Below are 21,676 nucleotides of genomic sequence, written 5' to 3'. Positions count from 1 at the left end.
GGAACTGGCAGCGGGCCGGGGGACGATCAGCGCGAACGCAGAGTCCAGCGGCCATCGCCAAGCAGGAACAGCACGACCAGGGCCAGCGCCCAGAACGCCGGATATTCCCAACCACCACCCGCGTTGGCGAAGCTGAAACCGTTGGCGCCGTGCACGGTCACGATGGTGCCCAGCAGCAGCGGCACACCGAGCAGGCCGATCCAGCGCGCGTAGATGCCGAGCAGCAGCGCTGCGGAAATCGTCAGCTCAACGGCGATGGTGAGGTTGCCCAGGACGCCGGGCAGGCCCAGCGACTCGAAGAAGGCAGCGGTACCTGCCGGGGTGAACACCAGCAGCTTGGTCAGTGCATGGACCAGGAACAACACGCCCAGGGCCAGCCGCAGCAGGGTCGCGGCATACGGGGCAAGCGGGGACACGGGAGTGGCGGTAGCGTTCATGGGGCACCTCGGTGGGGACAGGGCACAGGTTATTGCGCTCTTCCCCACCGATAAATACGATGAATCGACCGTATTTATTTCAAAAGGCGCAACAATGGACACCCTGGATGCCATGCGCGTGTTCGTCGCGGTGGTCGAACGCAACGGCTTCAGCGCCGCCGCACAAGCGCTGGACATGTCCACGGCCGGGGTCACCCGCCAGGTCGCTGCGCTGGAAAAACGCCTGTCCACCCGCCTGCTCCACCGCACCACCCGCCGGGTCAGCCCGACCAGTGCCGGCGCCGCCTATTACGCGCAGTGCGTGCGCCTGCTGGCCGAGTTCGATGCGCTGGAAGCCAGCATCGGCGCACAGGCGCTGGAACCGTCCGGCATGCTGCGCATCAATGCGCCGGTCAGTTGGGGGATCGCCCGCCTCGGTCCCTTGCTGGCCGGCTACCGCGAGCGTTTCCCGCAGGTCGAACTGGACCTGGCACTGTCCGATCGCCTGGTGGACATGGTCGAAGAAGGCTACGACGTGGCCATCCGCATCACCCGCGAGCCGGGCCCGACCCTGATCGCACGGCGCCTGGGCCAATCGCGGATCAGCCTGTGTGCCGCACCGGCCTACCTGGCCGCGCACGGAACACCGCAGGCACCCGAGGATCTGCAGACGCATGCCTGCCTCGGCTACAGCTACTGGGCAGCCGGCGACCACTGGCCACTGGAGGGACCCGGCGGCGAAGTAAAGGTGGCAGTGACAACCCTGCTGCGCGCCAACAACGGCGACGTCCTGCGCGAAGCGGCGATTGCCGGCATGGGCGTGATCCTGCAACCCGACTTCCTGTTGCACGAGGCCCTCGCCGATGGCCGCCTGGTGCGCATCCTGCCCGAATGGGAAGCCGCGCCGATCGGCATCTTCGCCGTCTACACCAGCCGCAGCCACCTCGCGCCGAAGGTGCGCAGCTTCATCGATTACCTGGTGGAAACCGGGGTGTGAGGGCGCTACCAGAGACGCGCCCATGACACGGTAGCGCCGGGCCATGCCCGGCGAGCGCGCAGCGCGGCCTAGGCGGCCACCTCATCCAGCTGCGCAATGATCTTCTCCAGCGGTGCCGGCCGCCCCAGCAGGTAGCCCTGCACCTGGTCGCAGCCATGCGCGGCCAGCCAGTCCAGCTGTCCCGGCGTCTCCACGCCTTCGGCGATGATCGTCAGCCCCATGCTGTGGCCCAGCGACAGCAGCGCGCGGCAGATCGACGCGTTGCGCGGATTGGTCTCCACGTCGGCGACGAAGCTGCGATCGATCTTGAGAATGTCCAGCGGCAGGTGCTGCAGGTAGGACATGCTCGAGTAGCCGGTACCGAAATCGTCCAGCGACACGCTGATGCCCTGCTCGTGCAGGCGCTGCATGGTCTGCATCGCCTGTGCCGGCTTGCGCATCAGGCTGCTCTCGGTCAGCTCCACGTGCAGTGCACCGCGGGCCAGGCCGAAATCCTGCTGCGCGCGGGCGAACTCGGCCACCAGATCGCTGTTGAAGAACTGCACCGCCGACACGTTGACCGCGATCGACAGCTCGCCCCATCCCGCTTCGACCAGACGCCGCTGCGCCTGTGCCGCCGCGCGGATCACCCAGCGTCCCAACGCCAGGATCAGGCCGGTGTCCTCGCACAACTGGATGAACTCGCTGGGCGGGATGAAACTGCCGTCGGACTGCGGCCAGCGCAGCAGGGCCTCCAGTGACGCCGGGCTGCCATCGCTGGCGTGCCGGATCGGCTGGAAGTACAGCTGGAACTCGTTGTCGATGGCCGCGTGGATGCGACCGGCCAGGCGCAGGCGGTCGGCCAGGCGGGTGGTCACCGCCGCATCGAACCAGGCCACGACGTTGCCTTCGGCGCGGGCCGCGTGCGCCGCCTGCGCGGCCATGCCGATCGCCTGTTCCGCACTGTGGCCTGCATTGGCGTCATGTACCGCCACACCAATGCGGGGTTCGAACTGGTGCAGCGAATCCTGGCCGCGCATCGGTGCCGAGACGATCTGCAGCAGATCGTCCAGCACGCGCTGGGTGTTGTGTTCCGGCGCGATCGCCAGCACGAAGTCTTCTGCCGGCTGGAACGCCAGCAGGCCGAAGCGCGCGCCCAGCCCGCCCAGGCGCGAGGCCATCGACTGCAGAACCGCATCGCCGATCTCGCGGCCCAGCGTATCGGCCACCAGCTGCAGGCCGCGCAGCTGTACATAGGCGATGGTGTAGGCGCCGGACTGCTCGTCCAGCTGTTCGCTCAGCGCGCGTACGTTGAGCAGGCCCGTGGCCGGGTTGTGGCGCGCGTGATAGGCCAGGTCGCGTTCGTAGGCCAGGCGCTCGCTGACATCCTCAGCCAGCACCAGGCACGCGGGCTGGCCATCGAAATCCAGCTGCGACAGGTGCACGCGCACTTCGAACACCGTGCCATCCTTGCGCTGGTGCAGGCGCACCGCGGCGTCCTGCAGTTCACCACTGCGCACCTGCGCGATGGCGCCCTTGACCTCGTCCCAGCCCTCGCGCGGGCGGATGTCGAGGATGCTCATCGCCAGGAATTCATCGCGGCTGTAGCCGTACTGCTGCACGGCCGCCTCGTTGACCTCGATGAAGCGCAATGTGTCCGGATCGAACACCCAGAACGGCGCGGGGTTGCGATCAAACAGCAGGCGGAAGCGGCGCTCAACCTGGCGCATCTGTTCGCGTGCCTGGTAGCGCTCGCTGAGGTCGGTCAATGCGCCGATCATGCGCCGCTGCCGATCAGCCACTGCTACCCGCTGGCCACGCGCAGCAACCCAGCGCACTGCACCGCCGGGCAACACCAGACGGAATTCCTCGTCGAGTACCGCGGTGCCGGCGAAGGCCTGGTCGAAGGCCTGCTGCATGCGTGCGCCGTCATCGTGATGCACGCGGGCGAAGAATTCGGCCACCGGCAGCGCATCGGTCTGCACACCGAAGATCTCACGCGCCAGCGGTGACCAGCGCAGCAGGGCAGCGTCTTCGTCGACGTACCAGGTGCACACGCGGCCCACCTGATGGGCCAGGCGCAGCTCGGCGTGGCCGGTCCGTAGCTCTTCGGCCATCGACTGCTGCCGATGGGTGCTGCGGCGTACCGCGTACAGCAGCACCAGCAGCAGCGCCACGTACGCCAGCACGATCACGATCGCCGCCTGCAGATACGGCCACCAGGGCTTCAGCACATCTTCGTTGGCCAGGCCGACCTGCACCGCCAACGGGCTGCGTTCCAGGGTACTGATGGTGGAGATGCGCGGAATGTGGTCCACCGCGCCGGGAATGCTGCCCAGTTCAACCACGGCCTGCCGGCCCAGCAGCTTGCGTGCCGGCAGCGTGTAACGGCGGCCGACGGTGCCATGCGGATCGGGGACACGGGCCAGCATGTAGCCATCGGCGTCGCTGATCGAGGCCAGGCCACTGGGCCCCACATCAAGACCGCCCACGATCCGCTGCAGTTCGCCGCAGCGCAGCCGCGCCAGCAGCCAGCGATCACCCTCCATCGGCAACGCCAGCGGCACCACCCAGCCACCGTCGTTGGCACGCTGCGGCGGCCCGATGTACAGCGCGCTTCCCTGCCCGCGTCGCTGCGGATCGGTCCACAGCGGCAGCTGCAGGTCGCCCTTGCCGGCCGTCAGGGCGCGGCCGTAGGTATCGAGCACGACAATGCTGTGCAGTTCGGCGTGGCGGCGCAGCACGCCGGCAATGGCGGCATCCAGCAGCGCGGGCGCCTGCGCAGGCACCGTGCGGAACAGCTCGGCCGCATCGGCGGCGATGCCACCCATCGCCCGCTCCAGGTTGCGCAGTTCCAGTGCCAGCAGGCGCTCGCTGCCTACCGCCAACGCCCGGCTCTGCCGCTGCGCGGCTTCCAGCCGACGCTGGTAATCGTTGGCCAGCATCGCGGCCAGGCCGACCGCCAGCAGCACGCCCAGCACCACGCCGCCCCAGGTAATGGCACGCAACGGCCGGGCCAGCGCGTGTCTCAGCGCCGGCATCGGTCGGTCTTCCCTGGGCAGTCGGCTGGCTTCATGCGCGAACGATTCCTCCACGTCCCCGACCTCAACGGCCGGCGGACGCCATTCTTGACGCCTCAACCTGTCCTGCATGCGCCCTCCCCCGGGTGCTGCAGACATCCAGCCCGCAGCATGCACCACGCCGATGACCGCGTGAAGGTCGCTGCTGCGTGTTCAGCCAGATCACGCACAGTGCTGGCCCTGCCGGGCACGTCCAGCCGGCCCGCAGCGGATTAGACTTGGAGTTTTCCGCCGCAAGAGAAGTCCATGTCCAAGCTGCGCCGCCCCACCCTGGCACTGGCCATCGTTGCCAGCCTGTCCCTGGCCGCCTGCGACCGCCCGGCCGATCCGGCCGCCGGCACCGCCGCACCGGCCGAGGCGACACCCGCTGCCGCCAAGCCGATGCTGGGCAGCTTTGGTTTCGATGCCAGTGGCATGGACCGCAGCATCGCCGCCGGTGACGACTTCTTCGGCTTCGCCAATGGCAGCTGGGTGAAGAACACCGAGATCCCGGCGGACCGCTCGCGCTTCGGCAGCTTCAACGTCATCGCCGAGAAGACCCAGGCTGATACCCGCGCGATCCTGGAAGGCGCTGCCGGCAACGCCCAGGCCAGCGGCGAAGACAAGCTGATCGGCGACTACTACGCCGCTTACATGGATGAGGCAGGCATCGAGCAGCGCGGTCTGGCGCCAGTGCAGCCGCAGCTGAAGAACATCGATGCGATCGCCGACAAGGCCGGCCTGGCCCGCGCCCTGGGCGGCGACGTGCGCGCCGATGTCGACCTGCTCAATGCCACCAACTTCTACACCGACCGCCTGTTCGGCCTCTGGGTCTCGGTGGACCTGCTGCAGCCCGACCGCACCGCGCCGTACCTGGTGCAGGGCGGCCTGGGCATGCCGGACCGCGATTTCTACCTGGGGGGTGGCCGCATGGCCGACCTGCGCAAGCAGTACCAGGCCTACATCGCGCAGGTGCTGCAGCTGGCCGGCGTGGCCGACCCGGCCGGCAAGGCGCAGCGCATCCTCGCCCTGGAAACGAAGATCGCGCAGGCGCATGCCACCCAGGAAGAAACCAATGACGTGACCAAGGGTGCCAACCCCTGGACCCAGGCCGACTTCAACGCCAAGGCGCCGGGCATGGACTGGGCCGCGTTCCTGGACGCAGCCGCACTCGGCAAGCAGCAGGACTTCATCGTGTGGCAGCCGAAGGCCGTGGCCGGCCTGTCCAAGCTGGTGGCCACCGAGCCGCTGGATGCCTGGAAGGACTACATGACCTTCCACGCGCTGGACCGCGCCGCCGCCTATCTGCCAAAGAAGTTCGCCGATGCGCGCTTCGCCTTCCACGGCACCGCGCTGAGCGGTACGCCGCAGCAGAGCGATCGCTGGAAGCGCGCTGTGGATGACGCCAACCATGCCGTCGGCGAGGCCATCGGCAAGCGCTACGTCGAAAAGCACTTCGATGCCAAGACCAAGGAACGTGCCGACGAGATGGCGAAGAACATCATCGCCGCCTTCGCCAAGCGCATCGATGCACTGGCCTGGATGTCACCGCAGACCAAGGCCAGCGCCAAGGCCAAGGTCGCCGGCCTGACCGTGGGCATGGGGTATCCGGACAAGTGGCGCGACTACAGCGGCCTGGAAATCCATCGTGATGATCCGCTGGGCAATGCACAGCGCGCCGAACTGTTCGAGTACCAGCGCAACATCGCCAAGCTGGGCAAGCCGGTCGACCACAGCGAGTGGGCGATGCTGCCGCAGACCATCAATGCGATGAACGTGCCGCTGGAAAACCGCCTGGTGTTCCCGGCGGCGATCCTGCAGCCGCCGTTCTTCGACGGCGCCGCCGACGACGCGGTGAACTACGGTGCGATCGGCGCGGTGATCGGCCATGAGATCAGCCACGGCTTCGACAACGCGGGCGCGCTGTTTGACGACACCGGCAAGCTGCACAACTGGTGGACGGCCGAAGACCTCAAGCAGTTCAACGCTGCCGGTGATGCGCTTGCCGCACAGTTCAGCAGCTACGAGCCGTTCGCCGGCGTGCACGTCAACGGCAAGCTGACTCTGGGCGAGAACATCGCCGACGTCGCCGGCCTTGGCACCGCTTACGACGCTTACCAGCTGTCGTTGCAGGGCAAGCCGGGCCAGACCCTGGAAGGTTTCACCCCGGACCAGCGTTTCTTCCTCGGCTTCGCCCAGGCCTGGCGCAGCAAGAGCCGCGAGCAGGCGCTGCGCAATTCGCTGCTGACCGATGTGCATGCACCGGGCCAGTTCCGCGCGCTGACGGTGCGCAACATCGACGCCTGGTACCCGGCGTTCGACGTCAAGGAAGGCCAGAAGCTGTACCTGGCCCCGGACAAGCGGGTCAAGGTCTGGTGATGTAACGCGAACGGGCGCCGAAAGGCGCCCGTTTCGTTTCCATGGGTAGACGCCAACCTTGGTTGGCGCTTTTCCGCCATCCACGCATGGCGTGGATCTATTGCCTGCGCATACCCGCCACGACCAACGTCGCCGCCGCCGCGAACCCGGTCGCCGCCCACAGATTGGCGTGCAGCCCGATGCCATCCAGCAGCAGTCCCCCACCCCACGCGCCCAGCGCGATGCCGATGTTGAACACGCCCACGTAAAGCGCCGTAGCGATCTCCACGGCCTTGGGGGCAGCCGCCATCATCCATGTCATCAACCCCACCGATACCCCGCCATAGGCCAAGCCCCACATCAGCAGCACCAGCACACCGCTGGCTGGCGTGCCGCCGGTCCACAGGAACAACAGCGGTGTCAGCAGCAACCCCAGCGCAATGGCCAGCAGCAACCCGCGCGGACGTCGCGCCGCCAGCAGGCCAACGATGAAGTTGCCGACGATGCCGGCCATGCCATAGGCAAACAGCAGGCCTCCGATCCATGTCGCATCGATGTGTGCCAGCGTGGTGAGCAACGGCCGCACATAGGTGAACGCGATGAAGTGCCCCGCCACCAGCAGCAGGGTCAGCAGCAGCCCCTGCTGCAGGCCGCGGTTGCCCAGCTGCTGCACGAACTGGCGCGCGCGCACCGAGCCGTCCACCGGCAACGCCGGTACCACCCACAGGTGCAACAGCAGGACGGCTGCACTGAACGCAGCCATCACCACGAAGGCCCAGCGCCATCCCAGCGCCTCGCCGATCAGCGCACCCAGCGGCACGCCCAGCACCGAGGCCGCGGCTACGCCACCGAAGATGATCGAGGTGGCCAGGCCGATGCGCGCTGGCGGCACCAGGCGCGCCGCCAGTCCGCCGGCAATGGCCCATATGCCGCCCATGCAGAAGCCCACCAACACACGCGCGGCCAGCAACCATGCGATGCCTGGCGCCAGTGCCGAGGCGACGTTGGCCACCAGCAGCAGGCCGAGCAGCGCGCACAGGATGCGGCGACGATCAATGCCACCGGCTGCAATCACCACCAGCGGTGCGAACAGCGCCGCCAGCAGTGCCGGCAGCGAGATCATCAGACCGGCGGTGCCTACGGACGCGCCGAGGCTGTCGGCGATGGGGGTCAGCAGTCCGACCGGCAGCATTTCGGTGGTGACCACGGAGAAGGTGGCGATGCCGACGGCGGAGATGGCCCACCACGGATGGCGGGGCACAGGCGCGGCGTGCGCGGGCGATGAAGTACTCACGGGACCATCCCTGCAGAGGAAGTGGACGAAGCAGAAGTGCGTAGCGCACCTTGCGCGAGCAGGGCGACCAGCAGCACGACACTGCCTGCCACCAACGCGACGACGAAGCCGCTGCGCGCACCACCGGCATCGACGCGCTGCCCGGACAACGCAGCACCCAGTGCCACGCCGATGTTCAGGCCAGCCAGCAACCAGGTCATGCCCTCGGTGAGGCGCCATTCGGGCACGCGCTGTTCCACCAGCGACATCGCCACGATCATGGTCGGCGCGAAAGCCAGCCCAGCCAGCAGCACCGCAGCGGCCAGTGCAGGCAGGGTGCCCACCAACAGCAGCGGCAACGTGGTCAGCGCGGTGGCTGCTGCACCCAGCAGCAACAGGCGCTGCAATGGCACCTGCAGCTTCAACGCACCAAACAGGAGGCCTGCCGCGCAGCTGCCAAGCGCGTAGGCCGACAGCACTGCGCTGGCTGCCAGGGGCTGACCTCGCTGTTCGGCAAAGGCCACGCTGGTGATGTCGACCGTGCCGACGATCACACCCATCGCCAGCATCAGCAATGCGAGCAGGCAGATCTCCGGTTGTCGCAGCAGGGAGCGCGAAGGTGCGGCGCCCTCGCAGGTCTGCAACGGCGGTTCGGTGCCACGCTGCAGCACCAGCAAAGCCACGCCGACGACCAGCAGCAGGGCGGCAGCCAGCACGCCAGCCTGCGGCCATACCGCCACCGACAGCCCGACCGACAACGGCGGCCCGGCGATGAAGGTGACCTCATCGAACACCGTCTCCAGCGAATAGGCCGTCTGCAGTTGCGGGCGGCCGCGGTGGATCGCGGTCCACCGCGCCCGCACCATCGCCGACACGCTCGGCATGCAGCCGGCCAGCATCGCCGCAGCGAACAAGGTCCAGTCCGGCGCCCGCAGCAGCGTGCAGGCCAGCAGGAGCAGCAGGCCTGTCGCGCTGGCTGAGGTGGCCCACGGCAGCACCCTGCCCTGCCCATGGCGGTCGACCCAGCGCGACACCTGCGGCGACAGCAATGCATAGGTGAGCACGAAGGTGGCCGACACCGCGCCGGCCAACGCATAACTGCCGCGCAGCTGCGACAGCAAGGTGATGAAGCCGATGCCGGTCATCGGCAGCGGCAGGCGTGCCAGCAGCCCGGCCAAGGCAAGTCCGGTGGTGCCGGGGGCTGCGAACAGGTCGCGGTACGGGGTGGCCATCGAAATCTCCAGGGCAGACTTGTCTGGCGCACGCGGCGCCACGACAATACATACAGAGCGTATGAATAAGAGGCTACATTCATACGGCGCGTATGTAAATAATCATGCACTTCGTATGTAAGGAGTTCCGGATGGTCCGTCGCACCCGCGCCGAGATGGAAGAAACGCGCGCCAAGCTGCTGGCTGCTGCCCGCCGCGTGTTCAGCGAACAAGGCTATGCCGCCACCTCGATGGACGACCTGACAGCCCAGGCTGGGCTGACCCGCGGTGCGCTGTATCACCACTTCGGCGACAAGAAGGGGCTGCTGGCGGCGGTGGTCGCCCAGCTCGACGCCGAGACGGATGCGCGCCTGCAGGCGATCAGCGATGGCGCCGACGATGCCTGGGACGGCTTCCTGCGGCGCTGTGGTGCCTACCTGGAGATGGCGCTGGAACCGGAGATCCAGCGCATCGTGCTGCGCGACGCACGTGCGGTGCTCGGTGGTGCATCACCGGAATCGCAGCAGCACTGCGTGCACTCGATGCAGCGATTGATCGAACAGTTGATCGCGCAGAGCGTGGTCGCACCGGTGGATGCGCAGGCACTGGCTTCGCTGATCTACGGCAGCTTGGCCGAAGCAGCGTTCTGGATTGCCGAAGGCGAGGATGGCGATGCGCGCCTTCGCCAAGCAACGGCGGCACTGGAGATGCTGTTGCGTGGGCTGAAGTCGACCGGGTAAGGCCTATCCACGCATGGCGTGGATCTACCGTGTGCCATCCACGCATGGCGTGGATCTACCGTGTGCCATCCACGCATGGCGTGGATCTACCGTGTGCCATCCACGCATGGCGTGGATCTACCGTGTGCCATCCACGCATGGCGTGGATCTATCGTGTGCCGTCCACGCATGGCATGGATGCGCCGTGTCATCGGCGCATGGTGCCGGCGTGCAGTAGATCCACGCCATGCGTGGATGCGGCGCCGCGCGGCGGCGCGCCGACCAAGGTCGGCGTCTACCGCGGCAGTGCTGGCCACTCGCGCAACACGTCCACCGGCACACCCACCCGTGCGCAGGCACGGGTCGCCAAGCCATCGGGCAGCGCGCGGCGGAACAGCGGTGCCATGCCCTGCATCAGTTTGGCCGACGCCGCTGCCTGCGCACGTTGGCGCGTGCTGCGCTCGAGCATGCCCTCGGCCCAGTCCGGCAGCAGCGCGGCACCGGCACCGAGGAAAATTTCGCGTGACAGGCCGGGCACCGGCACCGGCAGGCGCACGCCGGAAAGCACCTGCAGCACCTCGCGTGAGCGTTCGTCCACCACCAGCTCCGGCTGCCGCGCGCAGAAATACGCATCCACTTCCGCCTCGCTGCGCGGCACATCCACCGCGCCCAGCGCTTCGGCCACGCAGCGGTATTCGTCGTAGTAGCGGTCGGCGATCGCGGCAGGCACTTCACGCCCGTAGCGGCGATAGCCCTGCAGGAAGCCGTAGGCCTCGGTCACATGCACCCACGTCAGCAGGTGCGGATCATCAGCGGCATAGGGCTCGCCCTGCGCGGTATGACCGCGGATCTGCGCGTGGATGCGCCGCACCTTGGCCACCAGCGCTTCCACCTCGCCTGCCGGCGCATAGCTGGTGCCGGCCACGAAAGCGGTGGTACGGCGCAGGCGGCCGACCAGGTCCTGGCGGAAATTGGAATGATCGTAGACACCGGCCAGCGCGCGCGGGTGCAGGGTCTGCAGCATCAGTGCACACAGGCCGCCGGCCAGCATCGAGGGAAGTTCGGCGTGCATCCGCCAGGTCACGCTGTCCGCACCGAACCAGCCGGGATCGCCCAGCGGGTGGTCGTAGTCGATGCCACTCTGATCACGCGGAAACGCATCCAGTACCCAGCGTCGGATCGGGGCGGTGACGGGGCGGGAAAGACGGTGCAGCAACGGCGGCATCACGGGTCCAGATCGGCGGAGGGACGGACCGCGTCCTGCGCGGTCCACCCCGATTCTGGGCGATCACGACAGGCACGGCGAGCCCGGCCGCTCAGCGTCGGTTTCATGTGCGCGCGCAGCACGTTTCACCCTGCGACATCTTGTCGCAGGCCGCGCGAGCAATGTTGCGACGCACCAATATTCACCTGTTCAGACAGAACCCTTGTGCCGCGTGGCCTTGAGGCCATTGCACCGCTCGCTGGAAGTGCTAGAACTGAACCCGCCACACCGTCCACTGCAGATCGCCGCACGTTCCACCAAGGAGCCAGCCATGATTGCTTTGTTCAAGGGTTTGGGATTACTGCTTCGCGACAACGAGCTCTACAGCAGCCCGTTCGAAAAACAGGTTGCGCACTGGCGCACCCTCAGCGAACAGCAGATCCGCGATGAAGTGGCGGTGCTGGCCCAGGCCAAGTGCCAGTGGCTGATCACTTCGATCGTCGGATGGCAGGCGGCCTCGCTGCTGATCCTCGGCCTGATCACCAATTACCTGTGGCGCGACGATTACCACATCACCTTCACCCGCGTGGTCGTGGTGTTCGGCTCGTGGATCTCGATCCTGTTCGTGATCTGGTTCATGGCCAACATGTTCGACCGCACCGCCGGCTTCGAGCGCTGGATGAAAGCCTTCAACAGCCGCGCCCGCATCACCTCCAAGGCCGACAGCGTCGAGCACGTGGCCGAAGCGCTGGACCTGGCTGAACACTATCCGGAAGTGCTGGACTACAAGCAGGCGGTCACCGCCAAGCGCGAGTTGCGCCACGAGGACATCCGCATCATGACCGAGATCGGGCGCATGAAGCAGCACTCCGAACTGGTGGGTCGCCTGAATCATGTCGGTGAAACCGAACACCATCACGACATGACGCTGCAGCCGGCTTACTGAGCCGAACGCAATCCGGGGGGAGCCACAATGCCACCGTGCTCAGTCACGGTGGCATTGTTCTTTCTGCACGTCGCTGACGCACTGGCGGAAGTCCTTGGGCAGGCCACTGACCTGCTCGGTCTTGCCTACGGCCACCGCGAAATGGCGCAGCGGCGGCGTCGCACAGGCGGCGTCGGTGCTGCAGCCCGGGGCCAGCACCAGGTAATGGCATTGCCCACTGCTGCTGGCGATGCATTCGAAACGCGCCACGCCATCGACCACCGTGCTCTTGCTGTACAGCGTGTCCACGCCATTGGCATTGGTGCGGGTGATCGAGGTATTGCTGGATTTTTCGCAGCCGGCGATGGCCAGCACAGCGGCACCTACAAGCAGGATACGGCGCATGTTCGTTCCTCGGTGGATGGCGAAGGCCGCGGCTACATGCCGCGGAACAGGCTCATGAATGGCTGGCTGACCACCAGCGTTTCCGCACGCTGGCGCAGGCGCAGCACACCGCGCCCGGTGTCATCTCGGCTGACCGCTGCGACGGCCTTCATGTTGACGATGGTGGAGCGATGCACCTGGCGGAAGTGCTGCGGATCGAGCACTTCCAGCAGCTCGCGCAGCGGTGTGCGCAGCAGGCTTTCGCCGGCAGCAGTGACCACGGTGGTGTACTTGTTGTCAGCGCGGAAATAGATCACGTCGTCGAGCATGATCAGCTGCGTATCGCGACCGTTGCTGGCGGTGATCCAAGCCAACGGTGGCCGATCGTTGGCGACCGGGCCTGCACCCAGGCGCTGCAGCAGGCGCTCCAGAACCGCATCGTCCTGGCGCGTGGATGGCAGCCGCGAAAGAATGCGATCGCGCGTGGCCAGCAGCCGCTCGTCGCTGACTGGCTTGAGCAGGTAATCCATCGCGCCCTGCTCGAAGGCATCGATGGCGTACTGGTCGTAGGCGGTAACGAACACCACCTGGGTGCGCGGGCTCAGCTCGGCCAATGCCCGTGCCACTTCGATGCCGCTGATGCCGGGCATGCGGATATCAAGGAAAGCGATGTCCGGCTGTTTCTCGGCCAACTGTTCCAGCGCACTGGCACCGTCCTCGCATTCGGCCACCAGCTTCAGCTCCGGCCACAGCCGCCCGAGTTGCTCGACCAGCGAGTGCCGCAGCAGCTCCTCGTCTTCGGCGATCAACGCTTCAAGCGGCATGGCGGGGTTCCTTGGCCGACTGCGGCAGGGTCATGGTGGCGGCTACACCGCTGGGGAAATTGGCCACGATCGCCACCCCGGCCTGCTCACCGCAGGTCAGGCGCAAACGTTCGCGCAGGTTCTTCAGACCGATGCCGGTACCGCTGGTGCCCTGGCCGAAGCCGAGCCCATCGTCGGCGACGGTCACGGTGACGTGGTCATCGAAACCGCGCGCGAGGATCCAGACCGTACCGCCACCGGGCTTGGGTTCCAGGCCGTGCTTGATCGCGTTCTCGACCAATGTCTGCAGCGCCATCGCCGGCAGCTTCACTTCGTGCAGTTCGGTGGGCACCTGCACTTCCACCGCCAGCCGGGCGCCCATGCGGATGCGCAGGATTTCCAGATAGGCGCGGGTACGTTCCAGCTCCACGCCCAGCGTGGACACCGACTCATCCACCTGCGGCAGCGAACTGCGCAGGTACTGGATCAGGTGTCCCAGCATCTGGTCAGCGCGCGCCGGGTCGGTGCGGGTCAGCACCTGTGCGTTGGCCAGCGAGTTGTACAGGAAGTGCGGCTCGACCTGCGCGTGCAGCAGGTTCAAGCGCGCGACCGACAGTTCCTTTTCCACCTGGGTCTGTTCGGCAGCGGCCTGCTCGTCGCGGCGCTGGTCGGCCACGCGGCGGCTGATCGCGCGGGTCACCGATTCGGCGTTCTCGTAGTTGCTGCCTTCATCCAGTGCCAGCAGATCGGCCCACCAGCCAGCATCCGGCTCGAACAGCAGGGTGACGGTGCAGGTGCCCTGCCCCGGCGTAACCGTGGCCAGCACGCTGTTGCGCTTGATCGCCAGCCGCGCAGGCAGGTTCCAGCGCGATGGCTGACGGCCGTTCCAGGCATCCACGCGGCGCACATAGGCGCGCACCTGCAGGCTGCCGGCCGAGCTCTCCACCTCTTCCACCCGCGGCAGTTCGCCGACGGCTGCTTCGACCACCGCAAACGCCTGGCCGGCATCCATCGGCAGTTCGATCTGCCGGCGCTGGCGGCCGGACAGGGTGGCGCCATCGAGGCGACCGGCCACCAGCCAGACCCGGCGCACGTGGGTGACCGCGCTGCCCAGCGCGGAAATCATCAGGAACATCACCAGCAGCCCGAACACCCAGCCCGGGCCATCGCGCATGCCGCTGAAGATGCCGCTCCAGACCATGCCGGCAACGAACAGCGCCGCGGCCCAGGCCAACAGGTGACGGATGATGAGGGAGAAGCTGGCGATCACGGCGGCGCCTTGGTGGAAGGGGTGAGCCGAGCATAGAGCGGCCCTTCGGGCAAACAAGCGGTGTGCGACGAAGGGCGGGAAAGGGTGGATGGAAGCCCCGTACGTAGTGCCGGCCGCTGGCCGGCTCCCCATTGCCTCCGCAAGCACCACAGGGTTGCCGGCCAGCGGCCGGCACTACCCGGGAGGCGCCGGGCGGACCCGGCGCCTTCCCTTATTTGCGCTGGTCGGCGCTGGCGTCACGCACGGCGCGGAACGCCTCGTCCTTGCTCCAGTTCGGCCAGCTGCGCGAGTTGGCCAACTGGTTGCCCAGGGTGTACAGCACTTCCAGGTCGCGCGCGGCGCCGGCGAACACCCAGTCCGGCTGCCACTCGTCGCCCTGCTGGTGGTAACGCTTGGCGGTGTAGTCCTCGGACGCCTTCTTGCCCGCCGCGACGCCACCGTCCACCCAGTCCTGCCCTGCCGACCAGGACAGCGCCGGCACGCCACGCTTGGCGAACGGGAAGTGGTCGGAGCGGAAGAACAGGCCGGCCTCCGGCTTCGGGTCCGGCGTGTAGCGGATGTCCCAGCCCTTGGCCACATCCTTCAACTGGTCCAGCAGTTCGAAGCGCGCCGCGCCGTAGATGCCGAAATCGCGCGACGGACCGAACGGCGCCATGCCATCCATGTTGATCATCGCCACGGTCTTTTCCAGCGGATACAGCGGATGCGTTGCGTAGTACTCCGAACCCAGCAGGCCCTTCTCCTCGGCCGTCACTGCCAGGAACACGACCGAACGCTGCGGACGCGGGGCCTTGGCGAAACCGCGCGCCAGTTCGATCAGCGAGGCGGTGCCGCTGGCATTGTCCAGCGCGCCGTTGAAGATGCGGTCGCCGCGTGCATCCGGTTCGCCCACGCCGATGTGGTCCCAGTGCGCGCTGTAGATGATGGTCTCGTCCGCATGCGTGCTGCCTTCCAGGCGCGCGGCCACGTTGTGCGAGGTGATCACTTCGGTCTTGACCGCGTACTTCGCATCCAGGCTGGCGCCGGTCAGCGTGACCGGAGTGAAGTCGCGCTGCTGCGCCTTCTTCTTCAATGCTTCGAAATCCTGCCCGGCCGAGCGGAACAGTTCCACCGCCAGATCGCGCTGGATCCAGCCTTCCAGCAGCGGGTGGCTGTCGGCCGGGTTGTCGCGCACCACGTCGAACATGGTGTTGGTGTTGGAGCCGGCCACCGTGGCCCAGCCATACGAGGCCGGTGCGGTCTCATGCACGATCAGCACACCGAGTGCGCCCTGGCGTGCGCCTTCTTCGTACTTGTACGGCCAACGGCCATACCAGGTCATGCCCTTGCCATCGAAGTCGCCCTTGCCGGTCTCGAAGTCCGGGTCGTTGATCAGCACGACGGCGATCTTGCCCTTCAGGTCCACGCCCTTGAAGTCGTCCCAGTTGCGCTCCGGCGCCTTCACGCCATAGCCGAGAAACACCAGCGGTGCCTTGCTGATATCCACGTTGGTGGCGCCGTTCATGGCTGCACGCACGGCAATCTGCTTGCCCTGTTCCAGCGTGATGGTCTTGCCGCCCTGCTGCAGCGACAGCTGCGGGGTACCGACGATGTCGCCCTTGCGCAGCGGCACGGCCTGGGTCCACAGGCGCTTGCCGTCCTTCAGGTCACCACCGGGCTGCAGGCCGGCATCGGCGAACTGCTTGCTGAGGAAGGCGATGGTCTTTTCTTCGCCGGCGGTGGCCGGTGAGCGGCCTTCGTAGGCGTCGGAGGCCAGTTCCTTGACGTCGGCGGAGATCCGCGCGCCATCGAATTTCGGGGTGGCCGCCATCAGTGCGCTCGACACCGACAGGGCCAGCACGCCCAGTACTACTCGCTTCATTGCTCTCTCCAGCAGGGAAATCGTTCTGGAGTGTAAGGGGTTCGGCAGGGCTGCGCCCTGCACCCGGGACGTGCGGTAGTGCCGGCCGCTGGCCGGCAACCTCAACAGCAACAGCCGAAGCAACAGCAACAGCGGGCTATCCGTGGGTAGGCGGGGTAGGTCCGGTTGCGGGGGACGCCGTGAACCCATCCCTGGGGGCTTGGCCGCGGCATCCATGCCGCGGACACCCCCGCAACCGGACCCACCCCGCCTTCGACAGTCTCCCGCGGTCTGTCGGAACGGCGGTCTGCTCGGGTAGGTGTCGACCTTGGTCGACACGGTAGATCCACGCCATGCGTGGATGACCAGAAACAAGAAGGGGTCAGATCCCTTTCCCGGCGGGAAAGGGCTCTGACCCCCACGTGCATCGAACTGGAGGTTCTTACCAGTTCGGGTCTTCAGCCGGGGCGGCGGCGGGCTTGGGCTTCGGCTTGCTGGCCGGGCGCGCTGCGGCGGCCGGGGCGGCCGATGCGGTTGCGCCGGCAGCTGCCTTGGGCTTGCTGCCCAGCTTCTGGCGCAGTTCGATCTGGCCCGGGCGGAAACCACCGCGCATCGCGTCCACGCCCTCTTCCAGGGTGCCGTAGGAGGTCTGCGCGGCAACACGGTCGATGCGGATGGTGCAGCACGGATGCTCGCTGCGGCCGAGCGAGCGGCCGGTCTGCGGGTCCTTCAGCTCTTCGCCCAGGCGCACGGCCTGCCAGCGCTGACCGACCTGCACGGTGTCACCGCCCTGGCTCAGCACGACCTGGTCGCCATCGACGGACACCACCGACACCGGGAACAGCGTGGTGACGATCGTGCTGCCGATCTGGCCGGACAGCGAATCCATCATCGAGGCAGCCATGCTGCGGCCGTTGACCACGCGCGGCAGCGTGCTCGGGCCGGTCGAGGCCAGCTGGTGGTCGAAGCTGTCGGACATCACCACCTGGCCGGTGGTGGCGTTGACCAGGCGCAGGGTGATGCGGCCGCCACCGGAGTACGAGGTCACCTGGCGATCGGACATGCGCAGGTTGCGCACGCTGCGCGGGTACTCGAAACGTTCGATGGTCGGAATCAGGATCAGGTCGGTCGCCAGCTGCTGGCCAACGCGTGCGGTGTCCTGCAGGCGCACGTTGCCACTGTTGATGTGGTCGATCTCGGCCTGCAGTTCGTCGCCGAACTCGCGGTCCAGCACGATGAAGCGCTGGGTCTGGGTAAGCGTGTCGGACAGCCGCGCGCGGATCGCCTGGGCGACCTCGTCGGCATTCACCCGGCCATCGCCAACGGCATAACTGCCCGACTTGGTACGCGGCAGCGCCACCACGATCTTCGGCTTGCCTTCTTCATCCGGTGCACGGTACTGGGCAATCTGCGCGCGTACACGCACCTTCCAGTAGCTGCGCATGCTGCGCCGGGTGACGTCCGAATCGAAGGAGCTGGCACCGCGCTTGGCGTCGACCTTCACCTGTTCTTCGTAGTTTTCCTTGACGCTGGCCGATGCCGAGCCGCCCTTGGCGGAGGCTTCGCCGGAGGCGCTGGCCGAGGCCGACCCCTTGAAGCTCCAGCCTTCGTCGCTGGCGCGCACGCGGGCGATGGTTTCTTCGTCGAGCTGGCTCACTTCATCCTGCGAGAGGATTTCATAGCCCAGCACCGCGCCCTGCGAGCCGGCAATCATCTGCTGGGAGAACGCGTCGGCGCGGATATCGCCGACGTGCTCACCATCCACGTCCACATGCAGGCCTGCGCGCAGGCTCTGCATCTGGCTGGCCACGCGTACGCCGTTGACCTGGGCCACGGCCGACTGCAATGCCGCCAGCACCGCCAGTTCCGGGGTGCTGCCGATACCGTCGGCTTCGCGCGCGACCTGGGTGGTGCCGCCGAAATCCGGCGTGCCACGCAAGGGCGCTTCCTGCACCGGCGCATTGCTGGCCAGTGCACTGGCGGCCTTGTCCTTGGCGGGTGCGGCTTCTGCCGGTGCATCCTGCTTGCCGCAGGCTGCCAGCAGGGCCGCGGCCAGGCCCAGGCCGATCAATCGAGTCGTCGTACGCATGCGGAGCTGCCTCGTATCAGAGCGAATCCAGCATCGAATCGGCGTTGGACGGCACCTTCACCTTGCTCTTCTTGGCGAAGGTCACGGCCGACTTGGTCGAGCCGTACAGGCCCTTGATGAAGCCCGGCGATTCCTTGGCAACCCAGGCACCCGCAGCCAGCTTGCGGCCAACGGTGGCCATCTGGGTGGCGCCCAGGTTCTTCATGCCGGCCGCAAAGCCGCTGGCTTCGCCGCTCAGCTTCTGGGCTTCGGCAGCCGAGGACAGCAGCGAGACCAGGCCTTCGGCGTAGTGCTGCTTGGATTCAGCGTTCAGTTCCGGCTGTGCGGCCTGGCGCTCGTCGATGGCGGCCTGTGCAGCCTGGCTGACCGAGACCGACTTCTTCATCGCATCAACGTTCACCGAACCCGACGACAGCGCCTGGCGCTCGGCTTCCAGCAGCTGCACCTGCTCGGCCAGGCCGAAGGCGCGGGCGAAGGAGGTCTGCGCCTGCAGCGAGTGCGACTGCGAGCTGACGAAACGACGGACCAGCGCTTCCTGCGCGGCTTCGTCCGGGGCGGCAGCGCTGGTGCTGCTGGAGGTGCCGGTAGCGGCGCCGGCGATGTCCTTCAGCTTGCCGAACTGGGCGTGCGCCGGCATCGACAGGGTAGCGGCCGCGATGGCAACGACGAGAGCGGTATTGCGGATCATGGAAGATTCCTTTGGGAGAGACGGCCGCGATGCGGCACGTGGAAGCAATGGGTGGCGCTGGTCAGCCCACTGGTAGCGCCGGGCCATGCCCGGCGAGCGCAGCGGAACAGCCCGAGCCGGGCGACATCCGGTATCAGCGGACCGCCTTGACGTTCAGTTCGTTGATCATCTGCTGGGCCGCCTTTTCGGCAGCCAGCTGCAGCGCATTGGTACGGGCGACGGTTTCGTTCGGGCCGGTACCGGAGAACTGCACCGGGCCCACCGACGACACGGTGCGCGGGAAGCGGCCGGTCACGTCCAGCACCTTGCCGGTGACGGTGACGAACACGCGGGTGTTGCCGCTGGCCGGATCACGGTCGCGCATGCCGACGTCGAGGGTGCCGACGGCGATGTACGGGATGTTCGCCGCGCGGATGCCGTTGGCGGTATCGCGCAGGGTGGCGGCGGACAGATCGTTGCCGGTGCTGAAGTCCTTGCGGATGCGCTCGATGCTGAGCAGGCCGCGCGATTCGCCTTCCACGTATTCGGCTTCAACCACTTCGTAGCCGGCGGCGCTGAAGGCACCGGTCATGGCCGTGTTGACTTCGGCAGCGTTGGCCACCTTCCAGCTGATGTTGTCGCTGCGCGCGGTGGTGCTGCCGCCGCCGGTGACCGACACCGAGCCGTTCTGGTTGATGCTGCCGTTGGTGCTGACCGAGTTGCCGCGGAAGCTGTCGCCTTCACGGGTGTTCTCGCTGTAGCTGCTGCTGGCATCGACGCGACGGTATTCCTTGTCCTGGAACGACTGCACGGTGTCCTGCGAGCGCGCCATGAACAGGAAGGTCAGCAGCGAGCGCTGCGCCGCGGTGGCACCGGCCACGGCCGAACCGGCATCCAGCTTGGTCTGCAGCAGAGTGGTGTTGATTTCGGCGCGGACGGTGACGCTGTAGGTCTTGGCCTTCTTGTCTTCGTTGTCCGACAGCTGCACGGCGCTGAGCACGTAACGGTCGATTTCACCGAGGAATTCGGCGCGGCGCGATTCGAACAGGCGCAGCTTGGCCGCACCGGATTCGGCGATGTACGCCTCCAGTGCATTGGCCTTGGCCTTGTTCAGGGCCTGGGCACGGGTATCGGCACTCAGGCGCAGGCTGTAGCTGGCCGAACCGGTACCGCGCGAGCTGGCGGTCTGCGCGGCGACCGGCGAGGCCACCGCCAGGGCAATGAGGATGAGCAGGATGGTACGCATCAGCGACATGATTTGATCAACTCCTGGAGGGCTTGGGTCTGTTGCTGCAGCGGGCGTCCGCCCGGCTTCTGCTCGTCCAGCCAGGCGCGCGAATCGGCACGCTTGGCGGCGGCGCCGGCGAAGGCATCGAAGCCGGCCAGCAGGGTTTCGTAGCTGGCCGACCACTGGTCGACCTGCCACTGCGTGACCGGCACCACCTTGGTGGCGCCCTTGCGCAGCGGTTGTTCGAAGTACACCTTGCCGGAGAACGGCTCGGTGACCTTGGCAGTGAAGAAGGCGCCGAACAGCATCGTCTTCATCGCCGGCGTTTCACTGATGACACCGTTCTTCAGCGCATCCACCTGCAGGCTGATGACGTAGTCCGCTTCGGGGATCTTCAGCTGGTAGACCTTGCCGTCGGCAAAGCGCGCAGCCATGGCACCGCCGATCGCCTGGCCCGAGGCCGGCGGCAGCAGGCCGACACCGGTATTGGACGACAGCGTCTTGGACAGTTCATGGGCCAGCGTGGCACGCAGCGGACCGGCCCACTTCGGGTCGGGCAGCTTGGCCAGCGTGGCGTCGGACAGGGTCACCGCACCCACCTGCAGGCGCCGCGTGGCCGCTTCCGGCAGCTTGGCCTGCGCCAGGGTCGTGGCCAGCACCTGCGACAGGCTGGTATCGGCACCGCCGTACAGCAGATCGGCGACGATCGCGTCGATGTCGTCGCTGTCCGGGCGGTACTCCTGCACGTCGATACGCTGCAGGGTGAGCGGATAGGAGGCGATCACCTGGCGCTCGCGGAAATCGAAGAACAGCGCCTGCAGGGCCACTTCCACCAGCACCTTGTACTGGTCGCCGATCGGTTCGACCGACACCAGTTCGCGGTCCAGCGCAGCGGCCAGGACCACGGCACTGGTGGTGCCGTCGAGCATCGCCACCGGCTGGTCGATCAGTTCCAGGTTTGCCGGCGCGCGGCGCTTGAGCGCCTGTGCCAGGGTCTGGTTGAGCGGGATCAGGCCACGCTTCTCCAGCACTGCATGCGCATGCGGAGTGGTCGCCTGCACGGCGGCGGCGTCAGCGGTATAGGCAAAACCGGCCCAGTAGGCCTGCTGCGATTTGTCTGCGGCCTGGCTGGCCAGCGGCCATACGGCCAGGCACAGGGCATAGGCAAGCAGGCGCGCAAAAGCGCGCGGTGCGCTCTTCGTCCTTGAAAACATCCAACCGCTCCTCGGTCACGACACACGAAAGACAGGCGCG

General features: G+C 67.1%; 17 protein-coding genes. 4 read left to right on the top strand and 13 right to left on the bottom strand.

The window, feature by feature from the left end; translation table 11 throughout:
* Nucleotides 1-26: 26 nt before the first annotated feature.
* Entirely contained in the window at nt 27-437 is a 411-nt protein-coding gene (locus AC27VL_RS10400; protein ID WP_488766302.1) for a DoxX family protein, read from the bottom strand.
* Between the two features lie 94 nt (nt 438-531).
* Between AC27VL_RS10400 and AC27VL_RS10395 the strand changes: the two genes are divergently transcribed.
* Complete coding sequence (locus tag AC27VL_RS10395) at nt 532-1,413, top strand: LysR family transcriptional regulator (RefSeq protein WP_488766300.1); 882 nt, start codon at nt 532-534, stop codon at nt 1,411-1,413.
* Between the two features lie 68 nt (nt 1,414-1,481).
* Here AC27VL_RS10395 and AC27VL_RS10390 read toward each other — a convergent pair whose 3' ends face one another.
* Nucleotides 1,482-4,544, bottom strand: a complete 3,063-nt coding sequence (locus AC27VL_RS10390) for a bifunctional diguanylate cyclase/phosphodiesterase (protein ID WP_488766298.1) — start codon at nt 4,542-4,544, stop codon at nt 1,482-1,484.
* Nucleotides 4,545-4,718: 174 nt separating this feature from the next.
* Between AC27VL_RS10390 and AC27VL_RS10385 the strand changes: the two genes are divergently transcribed.
* On the top strand, nt 4,719-6,830 hold the full coding sequence (locus AC27VL_RS10385; protein WP_100554623.1) for a M13 family metallopeptidase: 2,112 nt from the start codon (nt 4,719-4,721) through the stop codon (nt 6,828-6,830).
* A 97-nt stretch (nt 6,831-6,927) separates the two neighbouring features.
* Here the strand turns inward: AC27VL_RS10385 and AC27VL_RS10380 are convergent, their stop codons facing one another.
* Nucleotides 6,928-8,103: an MFS transporter gene (locus AC27VL_RS10380; protein WP_488766296.1), complete on the bottom strand. Its 1,176-nt coding sequence runs from the start codon at nt 8,101-8,103 to the stop codon at nt 6,928-6,930.
* Entirely contained in the window at nt 8,100-9,314 is a 1,215-nt protein-coding gene (locus AC27VL_RS10375; RefSeq protein WP_488766295.1) for an MFS transporter, read from the bottom strand. Before AC27VL_RS10375 ends, AC27VL_RS10380 begins: the two co-directional genes overlap by 4 nt.
* Before the next feature lie 131 nt (nt 9,315-9,445).
* Here AC27VL_RS10375 and AC27VL_RS10370 point away from each other — a divergent pair, with 131 nt between their 5' ends.
* Nucleotides 9,446-10,033 carry a TetR/AcrR family transcriptional regulator gene (locus AC27VL_RS10370; RefSeq protein ID WP_488766293.1) on the top strand — a complete coding sequence of 196 codons (588 nt, stop codon included), beginning with the start codon at nt 9,446-9,448 and terminating at the stop codon, nt 10,031-10,033.
* 274 nt (nt 10,034-10,307) lie between these two features.
* Here AC27VL_RS10370 and AC27VL_RS10365 read toward each other — a convergent pair whose 3' ends face one another.
* Nucleotides 10,308-11,237, bottom strand: a complete 930-nt coding sequence (locus AC27VL_RS10365; RefSeq protein ID WP_488766291.1) for an oxygenase MpaB family protein — start codon at nt 11,235-11,237, stop codon at nt 10,308-10,310.
* A 310-nt stretch (nt 11,238-11,547) separates the two neighbouring features.
* Here AC27VL_RS10365 and AC27VL_RS10360 point away from each other — a divergent pair, with 310 nt between their 5' ends.
* Complete coding sequence (locus AC27VL_RS10360) at nt 11,548-12,162, top strand: hypothetical protein (RefSeq protein WP_033832034.1); 615 nt, start codon at nt 11,548-11,550, stop codon at nt 12,160-12,162.
* Between the two features lie 39 nt (nt 12,163-12,201).
* Here AC27VL_RS10360 and AC27VL_RS10355 read toward each other — a convergent pair whose 3' ends face one another.
* From AC27VL_RS10355 to AC27VL_RS10320, 8 genes are all read right to left on the bottom strand, one after another.
* Nucleotides 12,202-12,546 (bottom strand): hypothetical protein, encoded by a 345-nt coding sequence (locus AC27VL_RS10355; RefSeq protein WP_100462765.1) that lies wholly within the window; start codon nt 12,544-12,546, stop codon nt 12,202-12,204.
* A gap of 32 nt (nt 12,547-12,578) precedes the next feature.
* Nucleotides 12,579-13,349 carry a LytR/AlgR family response regulator transcription factor gene (locus AC27VL_RS10350; RefSeq protein ID WP_100462764.1) on the bottom strand — a complete coding sequence of 257 codons (771 nt, stop codon included), beginning with the start codon at nt 13,347-13,349 and terminating at the stop codon, nt 12,579-12,581.
* Nucleotides 13,339-14,598 (bottom strand): histidine kinase, encoded by a 1,260-nt coding sequence (locus AC27VL_RS10345; protein WP_488766288.1) that lies wholly within the window; start codon nt 14,596-14,598, stop codon nt 13,339-13,341. The genes AC27VL_RS10350 and AC27VL_RS10345 overlap by 11 nt, the downstream gene beginning before the upstream one ends.
* 211 nt (nt 14,599-14,809) lie before the next feature.
* Nucleotides 14,810-16,459, bottom strand: coding sequence for a M28 family metallopeptidase (locus AC27VL_RS10340; protein WP_100554615.1), 1,650 nt, complete (start codon nt 16,457-16,459; stop codon nt 14,810-14,812).
* Nucleotides 16,460-16,880: 421 nt separating this feature from the next.
* Complete coding sequence (locus tag AC27VL_RS10335) at nt 16,881-18,527, bottom strand: CsgG/HfaB family protein (protein ID WP_346579520.1); 1,647 nt, start codon at nt 18,525-18,527, stop codon at nt 16,881-16,883.
* Between the two features lie 16 nt (nt 18,528-18,543).
* Entirely contained in the window at nt 18,544-19,215 is a 672-nt protein-coding gene (locus tag AC27VL_RS10330; protein WP_488766285.1) for a hypothetical protein, read from the bottom strand.
* A 133-nt stretch (nt 19,216-19,348) separates the two neighbouring features.
* Nucleotides 19,349-20,449 carry a hypothetical protein gene (locus AC27VL_RS10325; protein WP_488766283.1) on the bottom strand — a complete coding sequence of 367 codons (1,101 nt, stop codon included), beginning with the start codon at nt 20,447-20,449 and terminating at the stop codon, nt 19,349-19,351.
* Nucleotides 20,440-21,636, bottom strand: a complete 1,197-nt coding sequence (locus AC27VL_RS10320; RefSeq protein WP_025878385.1) for a hypothetical protein — start codon at nt 21,634-21,636, stop codon at nt 20,440-20,442. The genes AC27VL_RS10325 and AC27VL_RS10320 overlap by 10 nt, the downstream gene beginning before the upstream one ends.
* Nucleotides 21,637-21,676 lie beyond the last annotated feature (40 nt).

Source organism: Stenotrophomonas sp. 14P6.2.3 (genome assembly GCF_057799055.1).
The sequence above is the reverse complement of the archived record's forward strand: the minus strand, read 5'-3'. Positions and strand labels throughout refer to the sequence as shown.